Origin of the sequence: Rufibacter psychrotolerans (assembly GCF_016924645.1) — a bacterium.
Classification (GTDB): Bacteria; Bacteroidota; Bacteroidia; order Cytophagales; family Hymenobacteraceae; genus Nibribacter; species Nibribacter psychrotolerans.
This window is the reverse complement of the sequence record NZ_JAFFJV010000011.1, coordinates 45,380-66,970: the sequence shown is the minus strand read 5'-3', so window position 1 is coordinate 66,970 and position 21,591 is coordinate 45,380. Positions and strand designations below refer to the sequence as shown.

Here is a 21,591-nt window from a genome sequence, read left to right as displayed (position 1 = left end):
TTCCCAAACGCCAGTCAGCTCTAAATCATATTCCTTTCGTACTTTTGCCCTCCATGGAGGACACCTACCGCACCATCGTTGCGCCCGTGGAGGGGCTGTACAAGGAGAAAGGCAGCAAGTTCATTGCCAAGGCTTACCCGGTGCGCTCTGAGGAGGAGGTAAAGGAAATCCTGACCGGGCTGCGGAAAGAGTATTTTGATGCTCGGCACCACTGCTATGCCTACCTGCTGGGCGCGGCCCGGGCCATTTACCGCGCCAACGACGACGGCGAACCCAACCACTCGGCCGGGGACCCTATTCTGGGGCAGATCAAATCCATGGGGCTGAGCAACGTGCTGGTGGTGGTGATCCGGTATTTCGGGGGCGTTAAACTGGGCGTGGGTGGGCTCATCCACGCGTATAAAACCGCCACCGCCGATGCCCTGGAGCAGGCCCAGATCATAGAACGCCACGAAACCACGCTGTTAACCGTCCAGTTCGCCTACGAGCAGATGAACGACATCATGAAAGTGGTGAAGGACCTGGACCTGCCCGTGCGCCAGCAGGACTTCGGGTTAGATTGCCGGCTCACCGTGGAGGTGCGCACCAGCCTGGCGCCGCAGGCGGCCGCCCAGTTTGAGAAGAACGGAACCATCCTGGAGCCGTAAGAACTGGTGCCCCTGTTTTCAGCCTTTTTTTAGAAAAAGAAGCCTAAAACGGGCGCAACCTCCGCTTACCTTTCAAAGAGAGTGACAACAACGTACGTACCTTTCAGAGCAATCCGTTTACCAGAGCCCCATGCAAACCATTCCCGCTTCTAAACAGGCCACCAAAAGCATCTTAGACAGGGCCGTGGGCCAGAAACCCGGCTCACTGAACATTGCCGCAGACGCGCTCACGCCCCGGCTTTTCCTGGTCTCGTTTGATGAGGAGTGGTACCAAGCCCGCGAGTTCTCAGACTATGACCAGCTGCTGGAGGTCTTCCGCGAAGCACCCGAGGCCCGCCACTGGATTGACGTGCGCGGCTACGGCAACCGCCAACTGCTGGAGCGCATGATGGCAGACTTCCAGATCCATCCCCTGCAGATGGAAGACGTGGTGAACGACTACCAGCGGCCCAAGCTGGAGGAAGAGGGCAACCGCCTGTTCATTGTCTCGCGCATGATCACCTTCACCCCGGAAAAGAAGATTGACGATGACCAGCTCTCGCTCTTCACCGGCCACAACTACGTGCTCACCTTCCAGAGCGATTACGAGGACTGCCTGGACATCCTGCGCGAGCGCATCAAAGGCGGCAAAGGCGCCATCCGCCGCAAACCGGTCCTGTACCTGGCCTACGCCATCCTGGATGTGGTGCTGGACAACTACTTCCCCGCCATGGCCCAGTTGGGCGAGTACGCCGAGGACCTGGAGGACTGCCTGTTCCGGAGCCCCAACCGGCAACTCCTCAGCCAGATCCTGGACCTGAAGCGGGAGGTGGTGAAAATCCGCCGCATTGTGTGGCCCGAGCGCGACAAGATCAACGAGATCCTGCGCATGGACGACCAACTGGTGCCGCACGAGCTCAAGCTCTACTTCAAGGACATCTACGACCACTGCGTGCAGCTCATGGACCTGGTAGACAACTACCGCGAGACCACCAGCAGCCTCACCGACCTGTACCTCTCCAACGTGAGCAACCGCATGAACGAGGTCATGAAGGTGCTCACCATGATCTCCACCATCTTCATTCCCCTCAGTTTCATTGTGGGCGTGTACGGCATGAACTTCTCCCGCGAAAACCCCAGGGGCGGCCTCAACCCGCTGAACATGCCAGAGCTATACCATCCGTACGGCTACGTGACCCTGCTAGGCTTCATGGCCCTGGTGGTGGGAGGCATGGTGTACTACTTCTACCGCAAAGGCTGGCTCTCCAAAGACTAACCCACCAACCCGGTTGCGGCCCAGGCCGAAGGGCCAGAAAAGAAAATGCCCCGCGGAAAGCGTTAGCTTCGGCCGCAGGGCATCTATCATGAAAAACGGGTAAGCTTATTTCTGAGCCACCAAGTCAACTTTCAGCTCAAACTCGTTGCTGATGGCTTTGTCGCCCAGGTTGTCAAAGAAGCTACCTGAACCGTATTTGATGTCATATTTGGTTCTGTCAACGGTAATGTTGGCTTTGGCCTTGATCTGGTTGCCGGCGTGCTGAATGGTAGCCGGGAACACTACCGGATGTTTGATGCCTTTGATGGTAAGGTCACCGGCCACCGTGTATTGGCCTTTGCCTTTAGGCGTTACCTTGTTGATCACCAGCGTAGCCTTAGGGTATTTGGCCGAGCTGAAGAAATCATCAGACTTCAGGTGACCCACCAGGTTCTGGTTCATCTTCTCATCGGTGATGTCGGTGCAGGTGATGGAGTTCATGTCAATGGTGAACGTACCGCCCAGGATGTTTTTGCCGTCGCTTTTCAGGCTGCCTTCAGCCACGTTGATGGCCCCAGAGTGCTCACCAGTTACCTTGGTACCTCTCCAGTTTACTTTAGACTGGTTCTTTACCACTTTGTAGTCTACTCCCTTGCCCACGAAGGCAAACGTTACCAGCGCCACCAGCGCCAATAAAACTGTATTTCTTACTTTCATTTGGTTGACTTAATAGTTAAGTGCTGCAAATGTATAAACAACTAATGTATATACATACGTTCCGCCGGAAAAAATTTTTGCCAAGTAATTTTCAGCGGCTTAGTTGCTTGCCGTAATCTGCTAATAACCGGCAAAAAGCGCGTTTTGGGGCTGTTTTGGTGAAAACGGCCCCAAAACCTTTAGCGCCCCTGCACAATGGTTTTCTGCAGAGCCCGGTGGTGGGAAGAGAAAATGGTGAATTGGTTCTGCACCTCGTTGTAGCGCACGCTTACCGGCTGGCTGGTGTTGATGGGCTCCTGCCCCAGGGGCTGCGCCTGCACGTCAAACAGGTAGGCCTTGCGCGGACCGGTTTCCCAGATCACGTACAGTTTGCGGTCTCCCCCAAAGTGGAAGTACTGCACCTCTTTGGCCGAGGACGTGACAAAGCGACGGTCCAGCAGCAACTTGCCGTCCTGGGCAAACAGGGCCACCCGTCCCGGGTCTGAGCGGGCGATGATGTACGATTTGCCACCCGCCTCGGGCACCAGTTTGAACGTGCTGCGTCGGTCGGGCCGCAGCAATTGCTGGCGCTGCACCACCTCGCCGGTAAGGTCAAAGGTGATGATTTCGCCGCTCTGCGTCACCGTGGTGAACAAAGACCGCCGGAACGAGATGCCCGGCTTGGCAAACAACCCCGACCGCAGGCTGGCGTTCAGGTTGATGGGAAAGCCCGGGTAAGGTTCGCCCTGCTCGCCAAACGCGTACACCACCCCATTCTCCAGCACCACCAGCACCACGTTGCGGCCGTTCACCTTCACGTGCTGCGGCGCCGCGGCCAGGCGGCCGTCCAGGCGCATGGGGCCCCAGCCCGGCTGTATGTTGCCCTGCATGTCCAAGATGAAGAGGTTGCCCAGGTTGTCATCGGCGGCCAGCCGGTAATCGCCGGACTTGTCATAGTCAAACACCGTGAGGCGCTGCAGCCTGATGGAGTCGCCCAGGATAAAGGGGAAGTTCTCTACCTCGTTGCCGTTCTTGTCTATGCAGTGCAGGCTGTTGCTGGTGGCAAAGAAGTATTTGGGCCGCTTGTCTGCGCCGTAGGGAAGTTGCTGCACTGGCCCCATGATGCGGGAATACAGCGTGTCGGTCCAGTTGCGGCGGCCCTGTTCGGCCCCAATGCCGTACAGCACCAAGGCCGAGTCCTGCACCACCAGCTCTTCGCTGTTGTCTACCGGAAAACGGGTCAGAAACGGTCCGGCCACAAGGCGGCTCTTGAACGGAAAACTGGTCTCTTGCCGGATGCCCTGGTTGGCCAGCACCTTCTTCACCGACGACTCAACCTGGTGGCGCAGCAGGTAACTGGTGTAGAACTGGTCCTGGGCTGCGCTGAACTGCACGCTGAAGTAATTGAACTTCTTGATGATAGAGCTGTTCCGGATCAGGCTGGTCTGCTTTTGGGGACTCATGGCCCGCAACAGCAGGTTCCAGGCGTGGCTGGTGTTCACGAAAAGCCCGATGTTGTCTTCCTGCTGCGACTCAGTGAGCAAGGGTTCCAGGGCCTCGGTCTGGCTCCACACTTTCCCCTCCTCCACCTCGGTGAGCAGCGAGCGCATGGTGGCCACGTCATCGGTGAACAGGATGTAGGGTCCCAGTGTGGTATAATAGGTCTGCTCAAAGCCCTTGAACAGCTCCCCGAAGAGTTGCTGCGGCAGTTCTTTGGTGGTGAGTAACCGGATGATATTTTTCCCGTGCTTTTCCTCAGTGCCGGCGGTGCGGCCCGGCTGCAGCCGGTTCAAGAGCCGCTGGGTGTACGCCGGGTTGGAGGCCTGGGCGAAGAGTACCTTCTCGGGGGCGGTTTTGGTGTCGTAGGCCTCCAGGTAGCAAAGGCCCAGCTCCCCCGCGAACGAGGTAGAAAGCGAATCCAGGAACGTGCCTTCTGCTGCTTCGGCCCCCGGGCGCAGGGTACCCATCTGGTTCAGGCCCAGGTGCAGCACTACGGCGGCGCGGGTGGGCAGCACCTCCCGCATCTTGAACGACTTGGCCGGGTGCCCCTTTACCCGGCTATAGAGGGAGCCCTCCACCGTCTCGGGGTACGAGAAGCCGTTCAGGAAAAGCCGGTTGTTGTCTAGTTTGAGTTCCAGCAGGCTGCTGCGGCAGAGGCTGCTGAGCAGGTTCACGTCGTCCAGCAGGTCTTTTTTCAGGAAAACGCCCAATAAATCGGGCAGGTGCTGGTAGTTGATGAAGACGTTGGCGTATACGTCTGGCTGGCTCAGGTAATTGGTGTTCTTGTAGTCCTTGGCCGGCGACTCCAGCTGCCCCCGGTTGATCTTCCGGATGATCTCCTCCACCAGTACCGGGCTGGGGCTGATAACCAGGTTGTTGTGGTAGCTGAAATAGGAAAGGTTGTCGTTGTTGTCGGTGTGGGTGATATCTGTGATCTGGAAGCCCTGGTAGTCCCGTATCTCCTGGCGGTACTCGCCGCTTTTGCCCAGGTTCTCTACCAGCGTACGGATGTAACGGTGCTGGGCCACGGTGCTCACCGGCACGTAATAGATGAGCTCGTACTCAGAGCGCCCCATCACGTGCATAGACACCAGCACGTCTTTTTTGGTGAAGAAATTACGCAGCTGGGAGCGCCCGTTGGAAAGGCTGTCCAGGAGCCGGAGCTGGTCCTCCATGCGCAGCACGTACGGCATCTGCGACACGGTGGTCCACAGGTCGGTCTGCTGCAGGTGCTCCAGAAACCGGGGGGCGTTGTTGGTTTCCACCACGAAAACGGCATCGTCGGGTACCAGCGTCCAGAGGCTCACCTTTTCGCGTGCCTCCGTCCACTTTGAGAACCCATAGAAGCCCAGCGCCAACAGCACTACCACACCGCACAGCCAGTAAATCGTTTTTTTCGGCATCCTTTAAGGCTTAGGAACACAAAAATAACGGAAAAACCTCCGCTTCAACCCACTTGCCCATAAATTGCCGAGGCGGCCCGCTTTGCCCAGGCTGCGGGTTTTCTTCTTAACTTGCCCTTTAGAAATGAGGGAAGGAGCAGTTGAGGGAAGGAGCAACGAACGAAGCAATGTACGCGGAAAGCTATTTTCGGCCTTGTTTTCTTAAAACAGGCTCACTTCAGCTATCCCTGGTTCCCCAAACAGTTGATCTTATGCGCGTAGTGATTCAGCGGGTGTCTGAGGCATCCGTTACCATTGAAGGAAACAAGAACGGCCACATTGGCCAGGGGCTGCTGGTGCTGGCCGGCTTTACCTCCACCGATACCCCCGAGGACCTGGCCTGGACCGCCAAAAAGATTGTGCAGCTGCGGATTTTCTCTGATGCCGAGGATAAGATGAACCTGAGCGTGCAGGACGTGCAAGGGGGCATCCTGCTCATCAGTCAGTTCACGCTGTACGCGCTCACCAAGAAAGGCAACCGCCCCTCCTACATCAACGCCGCCCCGCCCGCCGTGGCCATCCCGCTGTACGAGCAGTTCCACCAGGTGCTGGAGAAGGAACTGGGCAAACCCATCCCCACCGGCATCTTCGGGGCCGACATGAAGGTGGCCCTGGTCAACGACGGCCCCGTCACCATCACCATTGACTCGCAGAACCGGGAGTAGCGGGGTGGTTGTTAGTTGCTAGTTATTAGTTGTTAGCTGTCAAATGGCAGTGGATGGTAAAAATAGAAAGTAGACTCAGAACTCCTGACTCAGAACTCAGAACTCAAAAAAACATGACCTTAGAAGAAGCACAACAAGCCGTAGACACCTGGATCAAAGACGTGGGCGTCAGGTATTTCTCTGAACTTACCAACCTGGCCATCCTCACCGAGGAAGTGGGCGAAGTGGCCCGCATCATTGCCCGGCGCTACGGCGACCAGTCGTTCAAGAAAAGCGATGAGGAGGTGGACCTGGGCGCCGAGATGGCCGATGTGCTGTTCGTGCTCATCGCACTGGCCAACCAGACCGGCGTGAACCTGACGGAGGCCTTCGCCAAGGGCATGGAGAAACGCACCTCCCGCGACAAAGACCGCCACCAGAACAACCCCAAGTTGCGGTAATCTCAACGGCTCCCTCGTTCGCCTCTGGCGAGTGTGAGTTTTTGGGCGGCCTCTGGCCGCTATGCGGGAAGTTTTGAATGTAATGTTCCAAGCGGCGAGACGCCGCATAATTTCTCACACTCGCCAGAGGCGAGCGAGGATAAAGAGGGCGGTAAAACTCACAGAAACCAGGAACCCGTTTTAGGGCTGTATTTTGTAAAACAGCCCCAAAACGGGTTCTCCTATTTTAACCAGAAAAGGTTACTCCTAAACCAGAATCGGTTGCTCCGCGGGTACCAGGAAATCGCCTTTGAGCACGGGCACTACGGTGTACACGTCTTCCTGCAGGCAGAACTCGGTGTCTTTTAAGATGTCCAGGCGTTTCATGCGCTGCACGTGCGAGGCGTTGGCCAGGAAGCCCATCATGTCGGGTTTGGCGGTGGTGTAGAGGTGCCAGGCGGCCTGGGTGGCATCATGGTCAAAGGTGAATTCGCCATTTAAACGGTCGGCCAGAGCCCCGGCAAACAGGGTGTCTTCCAGGTTAAAGAGGCCCTTCCAGCCGGCGCAGACCACTACTACGTCTTTGCCGGCCTTGCGTACATACTGGGCAACGGCACCCACGTTGAGGAAAGCGCCGGCCAGCACCTCATCGGCGGGGCTGGACAGGCGCATGGCCTTGGTGCCGTTGGTGGTGGTGATGGCCAGTACGCGCCCGGTGCGGTCTTCCTCCAGGTAATGGAAGGGCGAGTTGCCCAGGTCAAAGCCATCGGCTTTGAGGCCTTCGCGCTCGGCGGCCACCAAGTAGCCCTGGTCGCGGTAGGTGCGGCATTCCTCCAGTTCGCTCACGGGCACAATGTGGGTTACTCCGTGCGACAAAGCCGTGACCATGCTGGAGGTGGCCCGCAGCACGTCTACCACCACGGCAATCTTGCCGGATAAATTATACAAATGCAACAGCTCTGGGCTGAAACAGACATCTAAGGAAGGCATGGGAAAAGAGTTCTGAGTCTTGCGTTATGAGTCCTGAGTCTTGATAAAAATTTGGCGTTTAGCAGCTGTTTTTGGGAAAACAGCCGCTAAACGCCCATGGAAGGTTCTGTGCCTTGAGCCAAAAACACCAGTTGACTCAGGACTCATGACTCAAGACTCAGAACTTACAGAGTTGGTTTGTAGAAAGGCAGTTTCACTACCTGGGCTCTGAGTTGCTTGTTGCGCACTTTGATGAACAGTTCGGTACCGGGGGCCGAGTACTCGGTCTGCACGTAGCCCAGGCCCACGCCTTTGCCCAACGAGGGCGACATGGTGCCCGAGGTCACTTCTCCAATGGTGGCGCCCTCGGCGTTCACAATCTCGTAGTGGCTGCGCGGAATGCCCTGCTCCTGCATCTCAAACCCAATGAGCTTGCGGCGCACGCCCTGCTCTTTCTGGGCTTTGAGGTTGGGGGCGTTGACAAAGTCTTTGTTGAATTTGGTGATCCAGCCCAGGCCCGCCTCCAGCGGAGAGGTAGCGTCGGTGATGTCGTTGCCGTAAAGGCAGAAGCCCATCTCCAGGCGAAGGGTATCGCGGGCACCCAGCCCGATGGGTTTGATCCCGAAGGCGGCACCGGCTTCCATTATTTTCTGGAACACCTCTTTGGCGTTCTGGTTGGGCACGTAGATCTCAAATCCGCCCGCGCCGGTGTACCCGGTGGCCGAGATGATCACGTTGGGCACGCCGGCAAACTCGCCTTTGTCAAAGGTGTAGTATACCATGCTGGCCAGATCTACCGAAGTAAGGCTCTGGAGCGCGTCTACCGCCTTGGGGCCCTGCACCGCAAACAAGGACATCTCGTCTGAGATGTTCTTCAGCTCGGCACCTTCGGTGTTGAACTGGTTGATCCAGTTCCAGTCTTTCTCAATGTTAGAGGCGTTCACCACCAACATGTACTCCTCGGGGGCCAGGCAATACACCAGCAGGTCGTCCACAATACCGCCTTCCTGGTTGGGCAGGCAGGAGTACTGGATCTTGCCGGGCGTAAGTTTAGAGGCGTCGTTGGTGGTCACGCGCTGGATCAGGTCCAGGGCCTGGGGGCCGGAAACCAGGAACTCGCCCATGTGCGACACGTCAAAGATACCCACCGCCTTGCGCACGGTGTGGTGCTCGTCCAGGTCTGAGCTGTAGCGCACCGGCATGTTGTAACCGGCAAAAGGCACCATTTTAGCGCCCAGTGCCTCGTGCACGTCATTCAGGGCTATTTTCTTCAATTCCATGTATGGTCTGTTTAGGAAACGCAGTAAAAGATTGGCAAAAGTAGGAAATAAGTTGGCCTTTCTAAACCCATGCCCTTCCGGACCGGGCAAGTGACCGGGTTGAGAGCGCCTTCTGCCCTGGCTTGGATAAATACAAGCCACCCCCTGGCCAAACCGCCGCAGAAGGCTGGTGCGCTGCATCGGTGCCTTGCTCTGTCCTTATCCCATCCAACTTGGGCGGAGGGCGGGCCTTATTTTCCTAATATTATGCTACATTAAGCCTGTTTTCTCTAAAACACGCCCTAAACCGGCCGCGTACGCTTTTGTGGTATAGTCCGGTTCCTCCCACTCTTCCCTGTCAGTTGGCGTATGCTCCCTACTTAGCGGTTGGGCGTAGGAATTGTTTGATGTTAAGCCGGGCACGCGAAACGGAGAAGGGTATGGGTTTTAAGGAGACCATCTTAGACGAGGCCCTGCTCATTTTTGAGCGGAAGGGCATAGCAGCCATCACCACCCAGGCTTTGCTGGAGGCGCTGGATATTTCCCGGGGCACCCTGCACGAGATTGCCGGTTCCCGCAAAGACCTGGTGCAGCGCTGCATTGCCCATTCCCTGCGGGCGCGCCGGGCCGCGGCCGACCAGATAGTGGCGGAGGCCGAGGGACCGCTGGAGGGCGTGCTGCAGCTCCTGCACCTGTGCGGGGAGGAAATGTACTCCCTGAGCCCCGCGTTTGTACGGGACCTGCAGGCCGAGCACCCGTTTTCCTGGGCCAGGCTGCAGGCTTTCCTGCGGCTGCTTGAACGGGAGTACCTGGTGCCTTTGCTGGCCCAGTGCGCGGAAGAAGGTTACCTGCGGCCGGGCTTTCCGCCCCGGGTCACCGGCCGGTTGCTCCTGCACCAGCTGCAAGCCCTGCTCCCGCCCAAACTGTTTCACCCTTTAAAGTACACGTACCCAGAACTGTTTACCCTTATGATTGTCTGTTACCTGCGGGGCGCTGCCACACCCCGGGGCCTGGCCCACCTGGAAGCATTCTCTTGTAAACCTTTGCCGGTCTAATCAACAAAGGCCTTATTTTTACGCCGTCCGCCTCTCTGCCCGGGGAAGAGCGGCCGAGTCTGTATTACCACCACCCGAGCGGCGGCCTACCCCGCTCCTAGCGCGCATTACATGAATCTATCAACCAAGCTGTTCGCAGGCTTCGTTCTTATTTCCTTCCTCTTCACCTTTGTGGCCATTGTCAATTACCGCCTTTCTGAAGACGTGATTGCCAACTCCAACTTCGTGACCGACTCGCAGAACATCACCCGCACCTCTGCCACGCTGCAGCGCAGCCTCATTGACATGGAAACCGGCATGCGGGGCTATCTTTTAACCGGCAACCGGACTTTCCTGGACCCCTACTACTCGGCCGCCGAGCTGCTCCCCAGCCAGTTTGCCCTGCTCAAGGCCTACATGCAGCAAAAACCAGAGCAGCTCAGGCGCATCAAGGAAATTGAGGAACTGCACCAGAAATGGCGGTATGAGTTTGCTGAGCTGGTAATTGGGGAGAAAACCCAGGAACTGGCCCGCGGCGACACCACCCAGGGCGTCACTTCCCTGGCCCACGGCGCCCTGGTGCTGAACGAGGCAGGCAAACGCATCACCGACCAGATGCGCATTTACTTCAAAGACTTCAACAGCATTGAGTACAAGGTGCGCGAGGAGCGCAAGAGCCGCCTGGAGCAGAGTATCGCCAAGACCCGGCGCATCTCCACCACCTTAACGGTGCTCTCGGTGCTGCTGGGCCTGGGCTGGGCCTACTACATCACGCGCCTTATCTCCCGCCGCATCCTCAAGATGGTGAACCTGGCCGACCGGATCTCGCACGGCGAGTACAAGACCCAGATTGAAGACTCCGCCCATGATGAACTGAGCCGCCTCACCGCCTCGCTCAACCGCATGGCCTCCACCATTGACAAGACCATCACCGCGCTGGAGAGCAAGAACAAGGAGCTGGACCAGTTTGCCTACGTGGTGTCGCATGACCTCAAGGCGCCCCTGCGGGGCATTGAGAACGCCTCGCGCTGGGTGGAGGAAGACATGGGCAAAGAGCTGCCGGGCCACATCCAGGAATACCTCATGATGATGCGCATCAGGGTGCACCGCATGGAAAACCTCATTAACGGTATTCTGGCCCTGGCCCGGGTGGGCCGCGCCAACCTGCCCGAGGAAATGATAGACGTGCAAAGCCTCCTGTTTGAGGTGCTGGACATGCTCAACGTGCCGGCCGGTTTCCAGGTACATCTTCCGGAGCGGCTGCCGGTGGTGCAGGCCGCCCGGGTAGAGTTGCAGCAGGTGTTCTCCAACCTTATCGGCAACGCCCTCAAGTACCACCATGACACTACCGGCAACGTGACCATCAGCTACCGCGAGCTGCCCGACTTCCACGAGTTCACCGTGCTGGACGACGGTCCCGGCATTGAGGAAGAGTACCATGACCGTATTTTTGTGCTGTTCCAAACCCTGCAGGAGCGCGATGCCGTAGAAAGCACCGGCGTGGGCCTGGCCATCGTTAAAAAGATCATTGACAGCCGCGGCGGCAGCGTGAAAGTAGCCTCGGCCCCAGGCCAGGGCGCCGCCTTTACCTTCACCTGGCCAAAAGTTAAGTTGGCCGAAGCCTGATTTTCCCCTATTTTTAAATTTCCAGCCTTAAAACAGATACCTTATGAGTGATGCACAACCCAGCATTTTGCTGGTAGAAGACGATTACCTTGACGCCATGAGTGTGGAGCGCGAGTTGAGAAAGCTCAAGGTAATGGTACCGCTGCACAAAGCCAAAAACGGCCGCGAGGCCCTGGCCATGCTGCGCGGCGAGCCCGGCACCCCTAGGTTAAACCCCTTGCCCAGCCTTATCCTGCTAGACATAAACATGCCCAAGATGAACGGAATTGAGTTCCTGACCGAGCTCCGGAACGATCCGCTCCTTTCACACCTGAACGTGTTTATCATGACCACCTCCAACGAGGACTCTGACCGCCTGGCCGCCCAGAGCCTGCGGGTGAACGGCTACATTGTAAAACCGCTCACCTTTGACACCTTCAATGACGGCGCTTCCAGCCTGGACAGTTTCAGCCTTTTCCTGGACCTGCTCAAGCTGAAGCCCTAAGCCCACGCAGCATCTTTCCCAAAAAAATCCGGGAGGCGTTTTAGGCCTGTTTCTCAGAAAGAAACCCTAAAACGCCTCCCGGATTTTTTTGCTTTCAGGCAGGGCCTTAGCCCAGCTCCGGCACTACCTCCAAGGGCGCCTCGGCCAGGAGCTTGAACGTGACCCGGTGGTGCGGCGAAACCCCGTGGGTAGAGATAGCGCTGCGGTGCGCCTTAGTGGGGTAGCCCGCGTTCTTGGCCCACCCGTACTCCGGAAACTCCCGGCCCAGGGCGCTCATGAGGTCATCGCGGTGGGTCTTGGCCAGGATGGAAGCCGCCGCAATGCTGTAGAACCGGCCATCGCCCTTGACCATGCAGGCATGGGGCACCGCTTTGTAGGGGGTGAACCGGTTGCCGTCTACCAACAGGTACTCCGGCTCTAGGGTGAGTTGGTCCAAGGCCCGGTGCATGGCCAGAAAAGAGGCGTTGAGGATGTTGATCTGGTCAATCTCTTGGGGACTTACCTCGGCCACGGCCCAGTGCAGGGCCTCTTTGCACACTTCCTCTCGCAGCTGCTCGCGCTGTCTGGCGCTGAGTTGCTTGGAGTCGGTGAGCAGGGGGTGGAAATAGTCTTGGGGCAGCACCACGGCCGCGGCCACCACGGGTCCGGCCAGGCAGCCTCTGCCGGCCTCGTCAAGGCCCGCTTCCAACAGGTGGCCGCTATAGTTTGCGATGAGCATGGTAAAAGGGTAGGTCTGGTTTTCTGTCTAAACAGGCAAAGAAGGCAAATAATTCTCGCAAACGTATAGGGCATTTCAGATATATCTCCTTAAATTAAGCGGTCTTATGCCCACAATTTCAAGGCCCGGGCATTGGGCAAGGCTTCTTTCTTCTTTCCCTTTTCAGCTTATTTCTTAAAATGTAACCTTAAAACGATGAACCAACCGCACCGTACCCCGCATGATGTATTAGAGAGCTCCGATTTCAAAAAACTGGTTAAGCAACGATGGTCGGTCTCGCTGGTCCTCACCTTTACCATGCTGGCGGTGTACTTTGGGTTTCTGCTGCTGGTGGCGTTCAACAAAGAGGTGCTGGCCACCAGAATTGGGGAGTACACCACCCTGGCCATCCCGGTGGGACTGGGCATTATCCTGTTTGCCTGGCTGCTCACGGGCATCTATGTCTTCTGGGCCAACAACAAGTATGATTCCTCGGTGGAAAACCTGAAAAATAAGATCCAATAAACTCCTCTCAGTAATAGACTAGCCTCTACGTTCATGTTTTTAGCTCTCCTTCTGCAAGCATCGCCCGGCGCGTCTACGCTGGGCACGGCCAATCCTGTCTCTATTGGCATGTTCTTTCTCTTTGTGGCCGTTACGCTCTACATCACCTACTGGGCCGCCAAGAAAACCAAAACCGGCTCAGAGTTCTACGCGGCAGGCCGCAGCATCTCGGGGTTCCAGAACGGCCTGGCCCTGGCCGGCGACTACATGAGTGCCGCCTCCTTTCTGGGCATTGCCGGCATGGTGGCCACCAAAGGCTATGACGGCCTGATTTACTCCATCGGGTTCCTGGTGGGCTGGCCCCTCATCATGTTCCTGATTGCCGAACCGCTCCGCAACCTGGGCAAGTACACCTTTGCCGATGTGGTGGCGTTCCGGCTTCGGCAGCGCCCCATCCGGATTGTCTCCTCGGTGGGTTCGCTCATGACCATTGCCTTCTACCTGATTGCCCAGATGGTGGGCGCGGGCGGCCTGATCAAGACACTGTTTGGCCTGGAGTATGAGCTGGCTGTGCTGGTGGTGGGCTGCGTGATGACCCTGTACGTGCTCTTTGGCGGCATGATTGCCACCACCTGGGTGCAGATCATTAAGGCCGTGCTGCTGCTGAGCGGGGCCACCGTGCTGGTGTTGCTGTCACTGGCCAAGTTTGGGTTTAGCCCCGGCAACCTGCTGGAGTCTGTGAGCACCAATTACGGGCAGGAGATGCTGGCCCCCGGCGGCTACATCAGCAATCCGTTTGATGCGCTTTCCTTAGGTTTGGCCCTGATGCTGGGCACCGCCGGCCTGCCCCACATTCTCATGCGCTTCTACACCGTGCCCGATGCCAAGGCCGCCCGCAAGTCTGTGTTTGTGGCCACGGGCTTTATCGGGTACTTCTACCTGCTTACGTTTCTGATCGGGTTCTCGGCCATGGCCCTGGTGGGCAAACCCGCCATTGAAAGCCTGGACAAAGGCGGCAACATGGCAGCCCTGCTCCTGGCCGAGCAAACCGGCGGAACGGCGTTCCTAGGCTTCATTGCCGCCGTGGCGTTTGCCACCATCCTGGCGGTGGTAGCCGGACTTACCCTTTCCGGGGCCTCCAGCATTTCGCATGATTTGTACGTGCACGTGTTCAAGAACGGCGTGTCTGATGAGAAAGGCGAGATCAAGGTAGCCAAGCGCGCCACCATCGCCCTGGGCATTCTCTCCATCTTGCTGGGGCTGGTGTTCAAGGGGCAGAACGTGGCGTTTATGGTGGGCCTGGCCTTCTCCATCGCGGCCAGCGCCAACTTCCCGGCGCTGCTCATGTCCATCATCTGGAAGCGGTTCACCACCAAAGGCGCGGTCTGGAGCATTGCCACCGGTGCCCTTCTGTCATTGGTGTTGATTGTGCTGAGCCCCACCATCATGGTGGACATCATGGGCTACGAAGAAGCCATTTTCCCGCTCAAGAACCCGGCGCTGGTGTCTATGTCCGGCGCGTTTTTGATGGGCATTCTGGTTTCCCTGCTGCAACCAGAGCACGAGGCAGCCGCCAAATTTGAAAGCGAAAAGCTGCGGACGTACCTGGGCGTGGGCGCGGAGTAGGCAAAGTACTCTTGTAAACGGAAGAAGCGTTTGGGGGCTGGTTTTGAAAAAACAGCCCCCAAACGCTTCTTCTTATTTTCAGCTGGCAACCGAAAGCGGCTCCGGCCATGCCACCGGGTTTAGTTGTAGCGGACGGTGCCGCAGGGCTCCATGTCCCGGATGTAGAAGACCCCGTCAAACACGTTGGTCCAGTTCGCCAGTTTGTTGTTGGGGCCGTGCCCTTTCATGGAGAACACCTCCCTAAAACCAGGGTTTTCGCCCCGGAAACGCCGGAAATCCACGAAGCCGTAGGCCAGGCTTGGGTCTATCCAGGTCTCAAACGCCCCTTTCCTGGGCCGCTGCACGGAATATCCCTTGGCGGACGTGGCAAATTTCCAGGCTCCCTGCAGGGAGGTGAAACCCAGAACGTACGTCTGCCGCTCCAGGGCGCTGTTCCTGGCAAACCAAGTGCCCATGCAGGTAATGGCGGCGTCTGATTTGTCTTTCATGGCCGTGTCGGTGTTTTTTATGATGTGCCCGCTGGCCGCCCACACAATGATCTTTCTGTTCGGGTATTTATGCGTTGCCAGCCACTTCAGGTTTTTGGCCATTTGGGCATCCCGAAGGTTGGAGCTCACGACCTTGTTCCCGTGCGCCAGGGATTGCTGGGCAAAGGACCTTGCGCTCTCTAGCGTGAGATAGCCAAAGTCATGGAACGCTCCTGGTCCCAGCTGCGCCAGCACCGTGTCTGCCGCCGCTACAAACCTTTGGAGCCCCGCCACGTTCTCGTCGCCCTCCCAGAACCTGCCTTTGAATTTGGAGAGGGTGGGCAGGAATTTCCGGGTGTATCCTTCGGAGTTGGTGTAAGCAATTTGCCGCCGGCGGAGGTATTGGTCAATGGAATCTTTCAGAAGCGCATTGCTGTACGCGTAGCCCACCTGGTTGTCAAAGCCACAGACCTCCAGCGGATTCTGGGTTAGGTAAGTGCCGGGAAGGTAAACGTTGAGCAGATCGGCAAACTGCGCGCAGGCGGGCCACACATTGTGCAGGTTCCGCCACAAAAATGACTTCACCCCGGCCGGACTCTTCTGCACCTGCCCCCACCCTGCGGTCAGGCCAAAGAAGTCACCCTCAAAAGCCAGCACGTCAAACCCTTTCCGCTCGTGCAGGTACTTCACCAACCGGGTTTTGGCTTGCATGGTGGAGCCGTCCCCGTGGGTCTGTTCCCCCAGCATCACAATCCGGGCGTCGCCCACCGCGGCCCCGATGGCTTCCAGATCGGAAAAATCCACCTCGTCCGGGGAGATGGACCGAAGGAGTGCCAGGTTCTTCTGCACGTAGTCTTTCACCTTCTGCTGAGCGTATCCGGAGGGGGAAACTACCAAGAGCAGCAGGAAACAGAGGTACTTGTTCATGTTTGCGTTGTGTGTGAAACTGCCTGAAACCTCCCCCGCTGCCTGTTTAACAATCAAACCACCAACTAAGCCAATTATTGCTTAATTTTCAAAAAACGCCCTAAAAACCCACCACATTGCATTCTGTTTCTTGCCTCCTGCGGGAGAAATTCTATATTTAGGCCCTTAAACCGACCTAACCAACAAAAATGGATTACCGCATAAAATCTTTTGAGGAGTACCAGGACACGTACCAGAGAAGCGTGGAGCAGCCCGAGGAGTTCTGGGCTGGCATTGCTGAGAACTTCACCTGGCGCAAGAAATGGGACAAAGTGCTGGACTGGAATTTTGAGGAGCCCAACGTAAAATGGTTTGTCAACGGGAAACTGAACATCACTGAGAACTGCCTGGACCGCCACCTGGCCACCCGCGGCAACAAACTGGCCCTCATCTGGGAGCCCAATGACCCCAAAGAGCGCTTCATCCGGTTCACGTACCGCGAGCTGCACGAGAAAGTGTGCCAGATGGCCAATATTCTCAAGCGCAACGGCGTGCAGAAAGGCGACCGCGTGTGCATTTACATGCCCATGATTCCGGAACTGGCGTTCTCTGTACTGGCCTGCGCCCGCATCGGGGCCGTGCACTCGGTGATCTTCGCCGGGTTCTCCCACACCGCCATGGCCGACCGCATCAACGATGCCCAGGCCAAAGTGGTGCTCACCTCAGACGGCCTCAACCGCGGGCCTAAGCAGATTCCGGTGAAACGCGTGGTAGACGAAGCCATTGCCGACTGCCCCAGTGTGGAAAAAGTGATTGTGGTAGACCGCGTGGGCTGGGCCGTGAACATGGTGGAAGGCCGTGACGTGTGGTACCACGAGGAACTGCAGCACGTAGATAAAAACTGCCCCGCCGAAGAAATGGACTCCGAAGACCTGCTCTTCATCCTGTACACCTCGGGCTCTACCGGCAAGCCCAAGGGCGTGGTGCACACCTGCGGCGGCTACATGGTCTACACCGACTATACCTTCCGGAACGTGTTTCAGTACAACGAGAGTGACATTTACTGGTGCACCGCCGATATTGGCTGGATTACCGGTCACTCCTATTTGCTGTATGGCCCGCTTCTTTCGGGGGCCACTACGCTCATGTTTGAGGGCGTGCCCACGTTCCCAGACCCGGGCCGTTTCTGGCAGGTGATAGACAAATTTGGCGTCAACATTTTCTATACCGCCCCCACCGCCATTCGGTCGCTCATGGCCGCCGGTCTGGACCACGTACTCTCCTACAGCCTTGATTCGCTGAAAGTGCTGGGCTCCGTGGGCGAGCCCATCAACGAGGAAGCCTGGCATTGGTACCACATCCACGTGGGGAAAGAGCGTTGTCCGGTGGTAGACACCTGGTGGCAGACCGAGACCGGAGGCATCATGCTCACTTCCCTGGCCGGCGTTACGCCCATGAAGCCTAGCCACGCCGGATTCCCTGTTCCGGGCGTGCAGCCCATTCTGGTGGACCAGAACGGCGACGAGATCACCGAGAACGAGGTGGAAGGCTATCTGTGCATGAAGTTCCCGTGGCCGGGCATTATTCGGACCACTTACGGCGACCACGAGCGCTGCCGCCAAAGCTATTTCAGCACGTACCAAAACATGTATTTCACCGGCGACGGAGCTAAACGGGATGCAGATGGCCTGTGGCGCATCATTGGGCGGGTAGACGACGTGATCAACGTGTCGGGGCACCGCTTCGGCACCGCCGAGATTGAGAACGCCATCAACCAGAACCGCCACATTGTGGAAAGCGCCGTGGTGGGGTATCCGCACGACGTGAAGGGCCAGGGCATTTATGCGTTTGTGGTGTGCGGCGAGGAAGCACCCGAAAACCCGGAGAACCTGCGCGCCGAGGTGATTGAAACGGTGGTAGACCAGATCGGGAAAATCGCCAAGCCAGACAAGATCCAGATTGTGAGCGGTCTGCCCAAGACGCGGTCGGGCAAGATCATGCGCCGCATCCTGCGCAAGGTGGCCGAGGGCGACACGTCTAACCTGGGCGACACCAGCACGCTCTTAGACCCGCCAGTGGTAGATGAGATTATCCAAGGGGCCCTTTAAGGCCCCTTTTTTTTGTGTCCGGCGCTGTTTAGGCTCAACCTTTTAGGCCAGGAGCGGGTACTATACTGGTTGATTGCCAAAGAACTACACCATTTAGCCCCTTCAAACATGAGCTTAGACATTCGCCACGACAAGGAAGCCCAGCAGTTCACGGCCTTGCTGGAGCAGGAAGATATTGGGGAGCTGGCCTACGGGCTTCCGGAGCCGGAGACCATAGACTTTCAGCATACCTTCATTGAGGAGCAGCACCGGGGCAAAGGTTACGCCGAGCAGCTGATCAAGCGCGGGCTGGAATACGCCTCCTCCCACGGGCTGCAGGTGCGGGCCTCCTGCCCGGCGGTGGCCCGGTACCTGGAGCAGAACCCGCAGTAAGAGCTGCGATGCTGCCCGGCATCCTAAGCCCCTGAAACAGGAGCGGTACTCTAAAAGAGTACCGCTCCTGTTTCAGGGGCTTTTTCCTGAAAACCGGTCCAAAAGAAAAAGAGCCTGGGTATAGCCCCAGACTCTTTTCTCTCTACAAACAAACCTAATAAGTGTCTTTTACGCCTTAGGAATCTTGAGCTGCCAACCCACATCTATGAGGTTGGGGTCCTTGATCTTGTCCAGGTTGGCCTGGTGAATCTTGTGCCACTGCTGGGCATCGCCGTAAAAGTTCTTGGCGATCTTAGACAGGGAATCGCCGCTTTTCACGGTGTAGGTATCATAGGCAGGCTGCTGGGGAGCGGCGGCGGGCTGGGCCGCCACGGGCTGCGCGGCCGGCTTGGCAGCGGGTTGGGCGGCTGGTTTCTGCACCGGCTTTTCCTCGCCTTTCTTTAAGAAATCAAATAGTCCCATAGTTGTATTTTTTGCATCTGAGTCAAACTCACTAGTGAGTATGCACCTGGCATACAGGATATTTCTTACGAGGCCCCACCAGATAAGTTTGTTGTTTTCCGTAGAACTGTGCCAGAAAAGCAACGTATGAAAAACGAGTTTGCGTACGGCAACTACTGATAGACCTGAACCAAAAAAACAAAACTATGAAAACGAAGATTGCACTTCCGGCTTACCGCCTGCTCCCCATTTTCTGCCTGGTCTGGCTTACTCTTTTTTCGTTCGCCTGCAACAAGAAATCTGAAGGCGGCAACAGCCAGATGATCTCAGGGGCCAACAGCAAAATCTGGAAAGCCAGCAAAGAGACCACCGCCTCGGGCGACAAAGACAAGCTCACCTCAGACGAAAAGCAGGAGCAGATTCAGTTCTTCGCCAACGGCAACTTCACCCAGACCTCGCAGAGCGAATCGGCCAACGGCACCTGGATGTACGATGCCGCCAACAAGAACCTGAGCCTTACCTACCAAGGCAACAACGTGAGCGAGAACTTTCAGGTGGCTGAACTGAGCGACGACAAAATGAAGCTGCAGGCGCCAGACGGCTCTACCCTCACGCTGGAGGCCCAGTAATTCCGGCCAGCAGTTTCCTCTTTAAAGCCCGCGCAATGCCTGTTGTGCGGGCTCTTTTCTGCCTGCCACCCAATAATTGACCAGCGGGCAAGCCCACCATTTGCGCATGCCGCCCCAAACCCGTAACATTACCCCACGCACCACTACCCTTACTGCTTTGAAATTCCGTTGGCACTTATTTGAACTGGAAGACCAGCCCTGGTTTCCGCATGTGGTGCGGCAAGGCATGATGGATGTGCTGCGCGTCATGATCACGGCCCTGGGCATGTACAAACCCATTGTGCCGCTCCTGCGGCAAGCCCTGGCCCACACCGGCCAGACCCAGGTGGTGGACCTCTGTTCCGGCGCGGGCGGCGGCATAAGGCAGGTGTGGCAGGAGCTGGAGAAACAGGCCGGCCACCCATTCACCGTCACCCTCACCGACAAATACCCCAATCTGGAGGCGTACCAACTGCTGGCGAAGCAAAGCCGGGGTGCCCTGCGGTTTGAACCCAGCCCGGTAGACGCCACGGCGGTCCCGTACCACCTTACCGGGTTCCGGACCGTTTTTTCGGCGTTTCACCATTTCAGGCCCCAAACCGCACAAGCCATCCTGGCCGATGCCGTGCAACAGCGCCAGGGCATTGCGGTGTTTGAGGGGGCCGGCAAGCGCTGGCATGAGCTGCTGCTGGTTTGGCTGGTATTTCCGTGGGTGATCCTGCTCATTACGCCCTTTATCAGGCCTTTCAAATGGAGCCGGCTTTTTTTCACGTACCTGGTGCCGCTTATTCCGCTGGGTACGGTGTGGGACGGTACCGTGTCGTTGCTGCGCCTGTACACGCCTGATCATCTGCGTACCATGGTGACCAACCTGCAGGCGCCGCATTACACGTGGCACATCGGGCGGGCCCGGCACTGGAGCGGCACCGGCGTCTTGTATCTTATTGGTTACCCCACCTCGTAAACCTGAACCATGAACGCCTCCTGGTCCGATGCCTGGCGCCTGCTGCGCATTCCGTTTTCGTTGTTTTTGATGCCCATTTACTGGTTTGCGCTCAGCGCCGCGCCGGAGGTAACGGGGTGGAAGGCCGCCGCCGTGTTCCTGATTCTGCACCTGTTGGTATACCCCGCCAGCAACGGCTACAACTCGTACTATGACCGGGACGAGGGCAGCATTGGCGGTCTGAAGCACCCGCCCAAGGTCACCCAACAGCTCTACTGGCTGGTGCTGCTGTTTGACACGCTGGCGGTGCTGCTTTCCTTGCTGCTCTCCTGGCCGTTCGCCGCCATGGTGCTGCTGTATCTGCTGGTGTCTAAGGCGTATAGTTACAAAGGCATCAGGCTGAAGAAATACCCCATCCTGAGCACTGTGGTGGTGGTCATTTTTCAGGGCGCGTTCACCTTTGTCATGGTGCAGGTGGGCATGGGCGTTGCCCCTCCTATAATCCTGAGCCAGAACAACCTGTTGCTGGCCCTGGTGAGCTCGTTGTTCCTGTGCGGCTCCTATCCGCTCACGCAGGTGTACCAGCACGAGGAAGACGCCCGCCGCGGCGACCAGACCTTGAGTCTCTTGCTGGGCCTGTGGGGTACGTTTGTATTTGCCGCCGTAAGCTTGCTGCTGGCCACGGCCCTGCTGTGCTACACCTATTGGCGCCGGGGCGAGCCCTGGAACGGCCTCCTCTTTCTGCTGGGCACCGGCCCGGTGGTGCTGATCTTTACCAGATGGCTCCTGGAGGTGAAGCGCGACCCCAGGGCGGCAAACTTTGAGAACACCATGCGCATGAACAAGGTCTCCTCGCTGTGCATGAGTTTTGCGTTCGGGCTTATTATTTTCTGGCACTTCTGGCAGGCCGCGCCCGGGAACTAAGGCCCACGCTGCACGTACAC

At 57.5% G+C, this 21,591-nt stretch carries 21 protein-coding genes; 14 read left to right on the top strand and 7 right to left on the bottom strand.

The genetic code is table 11. The features are described from left to right. Positions 1-53: 53 nt before the first annotated feature. Positions 54-647: an IMPACT family protein gene (locus JT718_RS11270; RefSeq protein WP_205502735.1), complete on the top strand. Its 594-nt coding sequence runs from the start codon at positions 54-56 to the stop codon at positions 645-647. 130 nt (positions 648-777) lie between these two features. Then, on the top strand, positions 778-1,902 hold the full coding sequence (gene corA, locus JT718_RS11265) for a magnesium/cobalt transporter CorA (RefSeq protein WP_205502734.1): 1,125 nt from the start codon (positions 778-780) through the stop codon (positions 1,900-1,902). Positions 1,903-2,007: 105 nt separating this feature from the next. On the opposite strand, the gene JT718_RS11260 is transcribed toward corA, so the two are convergent. Together JT718_RS11260 and JT718_RS11255 are read right to left on the bottom strand one after the other, a co-directional pair. Beyond that, on the bottom strand, positions 2,008-2,598 hold the full coding sequence (locus JT718_RS11260; protein WP_205502733.1) for a YceI family protein: 591 nt from the start codon (positions 2,596-2,598) through the stop codon (positions 2,008-2,010). 179 nt (positions 2,599-2,777) lie between these two features. After that, entirely contained in the window at positions 2,778-5,480 is a 2,703-nt protein-coding gene (locus JT718_RS11255; protein ID WP_205502732.1) for a hypothetical protein, read from the bottom strand. 251 nt (positions 5,481-5,731) lie between these two features. Here JT718_RS11255 and dtd point away from each other — a divergent pair, with 251 nt between their 5' ends. Together dtd and JT718_RS11245 are read left to right on the top strand one after the other, a co-directional pair. Then, complete coding sequence (gene dtd, locus JT718_RS11250) at positions 5,732-6,184, top strand: D-aminoacyl-tRNA deacylase (protein ID WP_205502730.1); 453 nt, start codon at positions 5,732-5,734, stop codon at positions 6,182-6,184. 113 nt (positions 6,185-6,297) lie between these two features. Further along, positions 6,298-6,624: a nucleotide pyrophosphohydrolase gene (locus JT718_RS11245; RefSeq protein WP_062542532.1), complete on the top strand. Its 327-nt coding sequence runs from the start codon at positions 6,298-6,300 to the stop codon at positions 6,622-6,624. 246 nt (positions 6,625-6,870) lie between these two features. Here the strand turns inward: JT718_RS11245 and JT718_RS11240 are convergent, their stop codons facing one another. Beyond that, positions 6,871-7,593, bottom strand: coding sequence for a 2-phosphosulfolactate phosphatase (locus tag JT718_RS11240; RefSeq protein WP_205502728.1), 723 nt, complete (start codon positions 7,591-7,593; stop codon positions 6,871-6,873). A 164-nt stretch (positions 7,594-7,757) separates the two neighbouring features. After that, positions 7,758-8,852, bottom strand: a complete 1,095-nt coding sequence (gene gcvT, locus JT718_RS11235) for a glycine cleavage system aminomethyltransferase GcvT (protein WP_205502727.1) — start codon at positions 8,850-8,852, stop codon at positions 7,758-7,760. A 419-nt stretch (positions 8,853-9,271) separates the two neighbouring features. Between gcvT and JT718_RS11230 the strand changes: the two genes are divergently transcribed. From JT718_RS11230 to JT718_RS11220, 3 genes are all read left to right on the top strand, one after another. Next, positions 9,272-9,886, top strand: coding sequence for a TetR/AcrR family transcriptional regulator (locus JT718_RS11230; protein ID WP_205502725.1), 615 nt, complete (start codon positions 9,272-9,274; stop codon positions 9,884-9,886). 111 nt (positions 9,887-9,997) lie between these two features. Then, complete coding sequence (locus tag JT718_RS11225) at positions 9,998-11,491, top strand: sensor histidine kinase (RefSeq protein WP_205502723.1); 1,494 nt, start codon at positions 9,998-10,000, stop codon at positions 11,489-11,491. 43 nt (positions 11,492-11,534) lie between these two features. After that, positions 11,535-11,975: a response regulator gene (locus JT718_RS11220; RefSeq protein WP_205502721.1), complete on the top strand. Its 441-nt coding sequence runs from the start codon at positions 11,535-11,537 to the stop codon at positions 11,973-11,975. Positions 11,976-12,081: 106 nt separating this feature from the next. Here the strand turns inward: JT718_RS11220 and rnhB are convergent, their stop codons facing one another. Next, positions 12,082-12,693 (bottom strand): ribonuclease HII, encoded by a 612-nt coding sequence (gene rnhB, locus JT718_RS11215; RefSeq protein WP_205502719.1) that lies wholly within the window; start codon positions 12,691-12,693, stop codon positions 12,082-12,084. 195 nt (positions 12,694-12,888) lie between these two features. On the opposite strand from rnhB, the gene JT718_RS11210 reads away from it, so the two are divergent. Next, positions 12,889-13,197, top strand: a complete 309-nt coding sequence (locus JT718_RS11210) for a DUF485 domain-containing protein (protein WP_205502717.1) — start codon at positions 12,889-12,891, stop codon at positions 13,195-13,197. Positions 13,198-13,230: 33 nt separating this feature from the next. Further along, on the top strand, positions 13,231-14,802 hold the full coding sequence (locus tag JT718_RS11205; RefSeq protein ID WP_205502715.1) for a sodium:solute symporter family transporter: 1,572 nt from the start codon (positions 13,231-13,233) through the stop codon (positions 14,800-14,802). Between the two features lie 119 nt (positions 14,803-14,921). On the opposite strand, the gene JT718_RS11200 is transcribed toward JT718_RS11205, so the two are convergent. After that, a complete protein-coding gene (locus JT718_RS11200; protein ID WP_205502713.1) occupies positions 14,922-16,196 on the bottom strand; it encodes an erythromycin esterase family protein in 1,275 nt (424 codons plus the stop codon). Positions 16,197-16,384: 188 nt separating this feature from the next. On the opposite strand from JT718_RS11200, the gene acs reads away from it, so the two are divergent. Further along, positions 16,385-18,283 (top strand): acetate--CoA ligase, encoded by a 1,899-nt coding sequence (gene acs / locus JT718_RS11195; protein ID WP_205502711.1) that lies wholly within the window; start codon positions 16,385-16,387, stop codon positions 18,281-18,283. Between the two features lie 108 nt (positions 18,284-18,391). After that, positions 18,392-18,655: a GNAT family N-acetyltransferase gene (locus JT718_RS11190; protein ID WP_205502709.1), complete on the top strand. Its 264-nt coding sequence runs from the start codon at positions 18,392-18,394 to the stop codon at positions 18,653-18,655. 168 nt (positions 18,656-18,823) lie between these two features. On the opposite strand, the gene JT718_RS11185 is transcribed toward JT718_RS11190, so the two are convergent. Beyond that, complete coding sequence (locus JT718_RS11185) at positions 18,824-19,117, bottom strand: LysM peptidoglycan-binding domain-containing protein (protein ID WP_205502706.1); 294 nt, start codon at positions 19,115-19,117, stop codon at positions 18,824-18,826. A 185-nt stretch (positions 19,118-19,302) separates the two neighbouring features. On the opposite strand from JT718_RS11185, the gene JT718_RS11180 reads away from it, so the two are divergent. From JT718_RS11180 to JT718_RS11170, 3 genes are all read left to right on the top strand, one after another. Continuing rightward, a complete protein-coding gene (locus JT718_RS11180) occupies positions 19,303-19,725 on the top strand; it encodes a lipocalin-like domain-containing protein (RefSeq protein WP_205502704.1) in 423 nt (140 codons plus the stop codon). A 106-nt stretch (positions 19,726-19,831) separates the two neighbouring features. Further along, the gene (locus tag JT718_RS11175; protein WP_205502702.1) at positions 19,832-20,668 is read left to right on the top strand and encodes a class I SAM-dependent methyltransferase; all 837 of its coding nucleotides are present in this window, start codon (positions 19,832-19,834) and stop codon (positions 20,666-20,668) included. 9 nt (positions 20,669-20,677) lie between these two features. Next, positions 20,678-21,571 (top strand): UbiA family prenyltransferase, encoded by an 894-nt coding sequence (locus tag JT718_RS11170; protein WP_205502700.1) that lies wholly within the window; start codon positions 20,678-20,680, stop codon positions 21,569-21,571. Positions 21,572-21,591 lie beyond the last annotated feature (20 nt).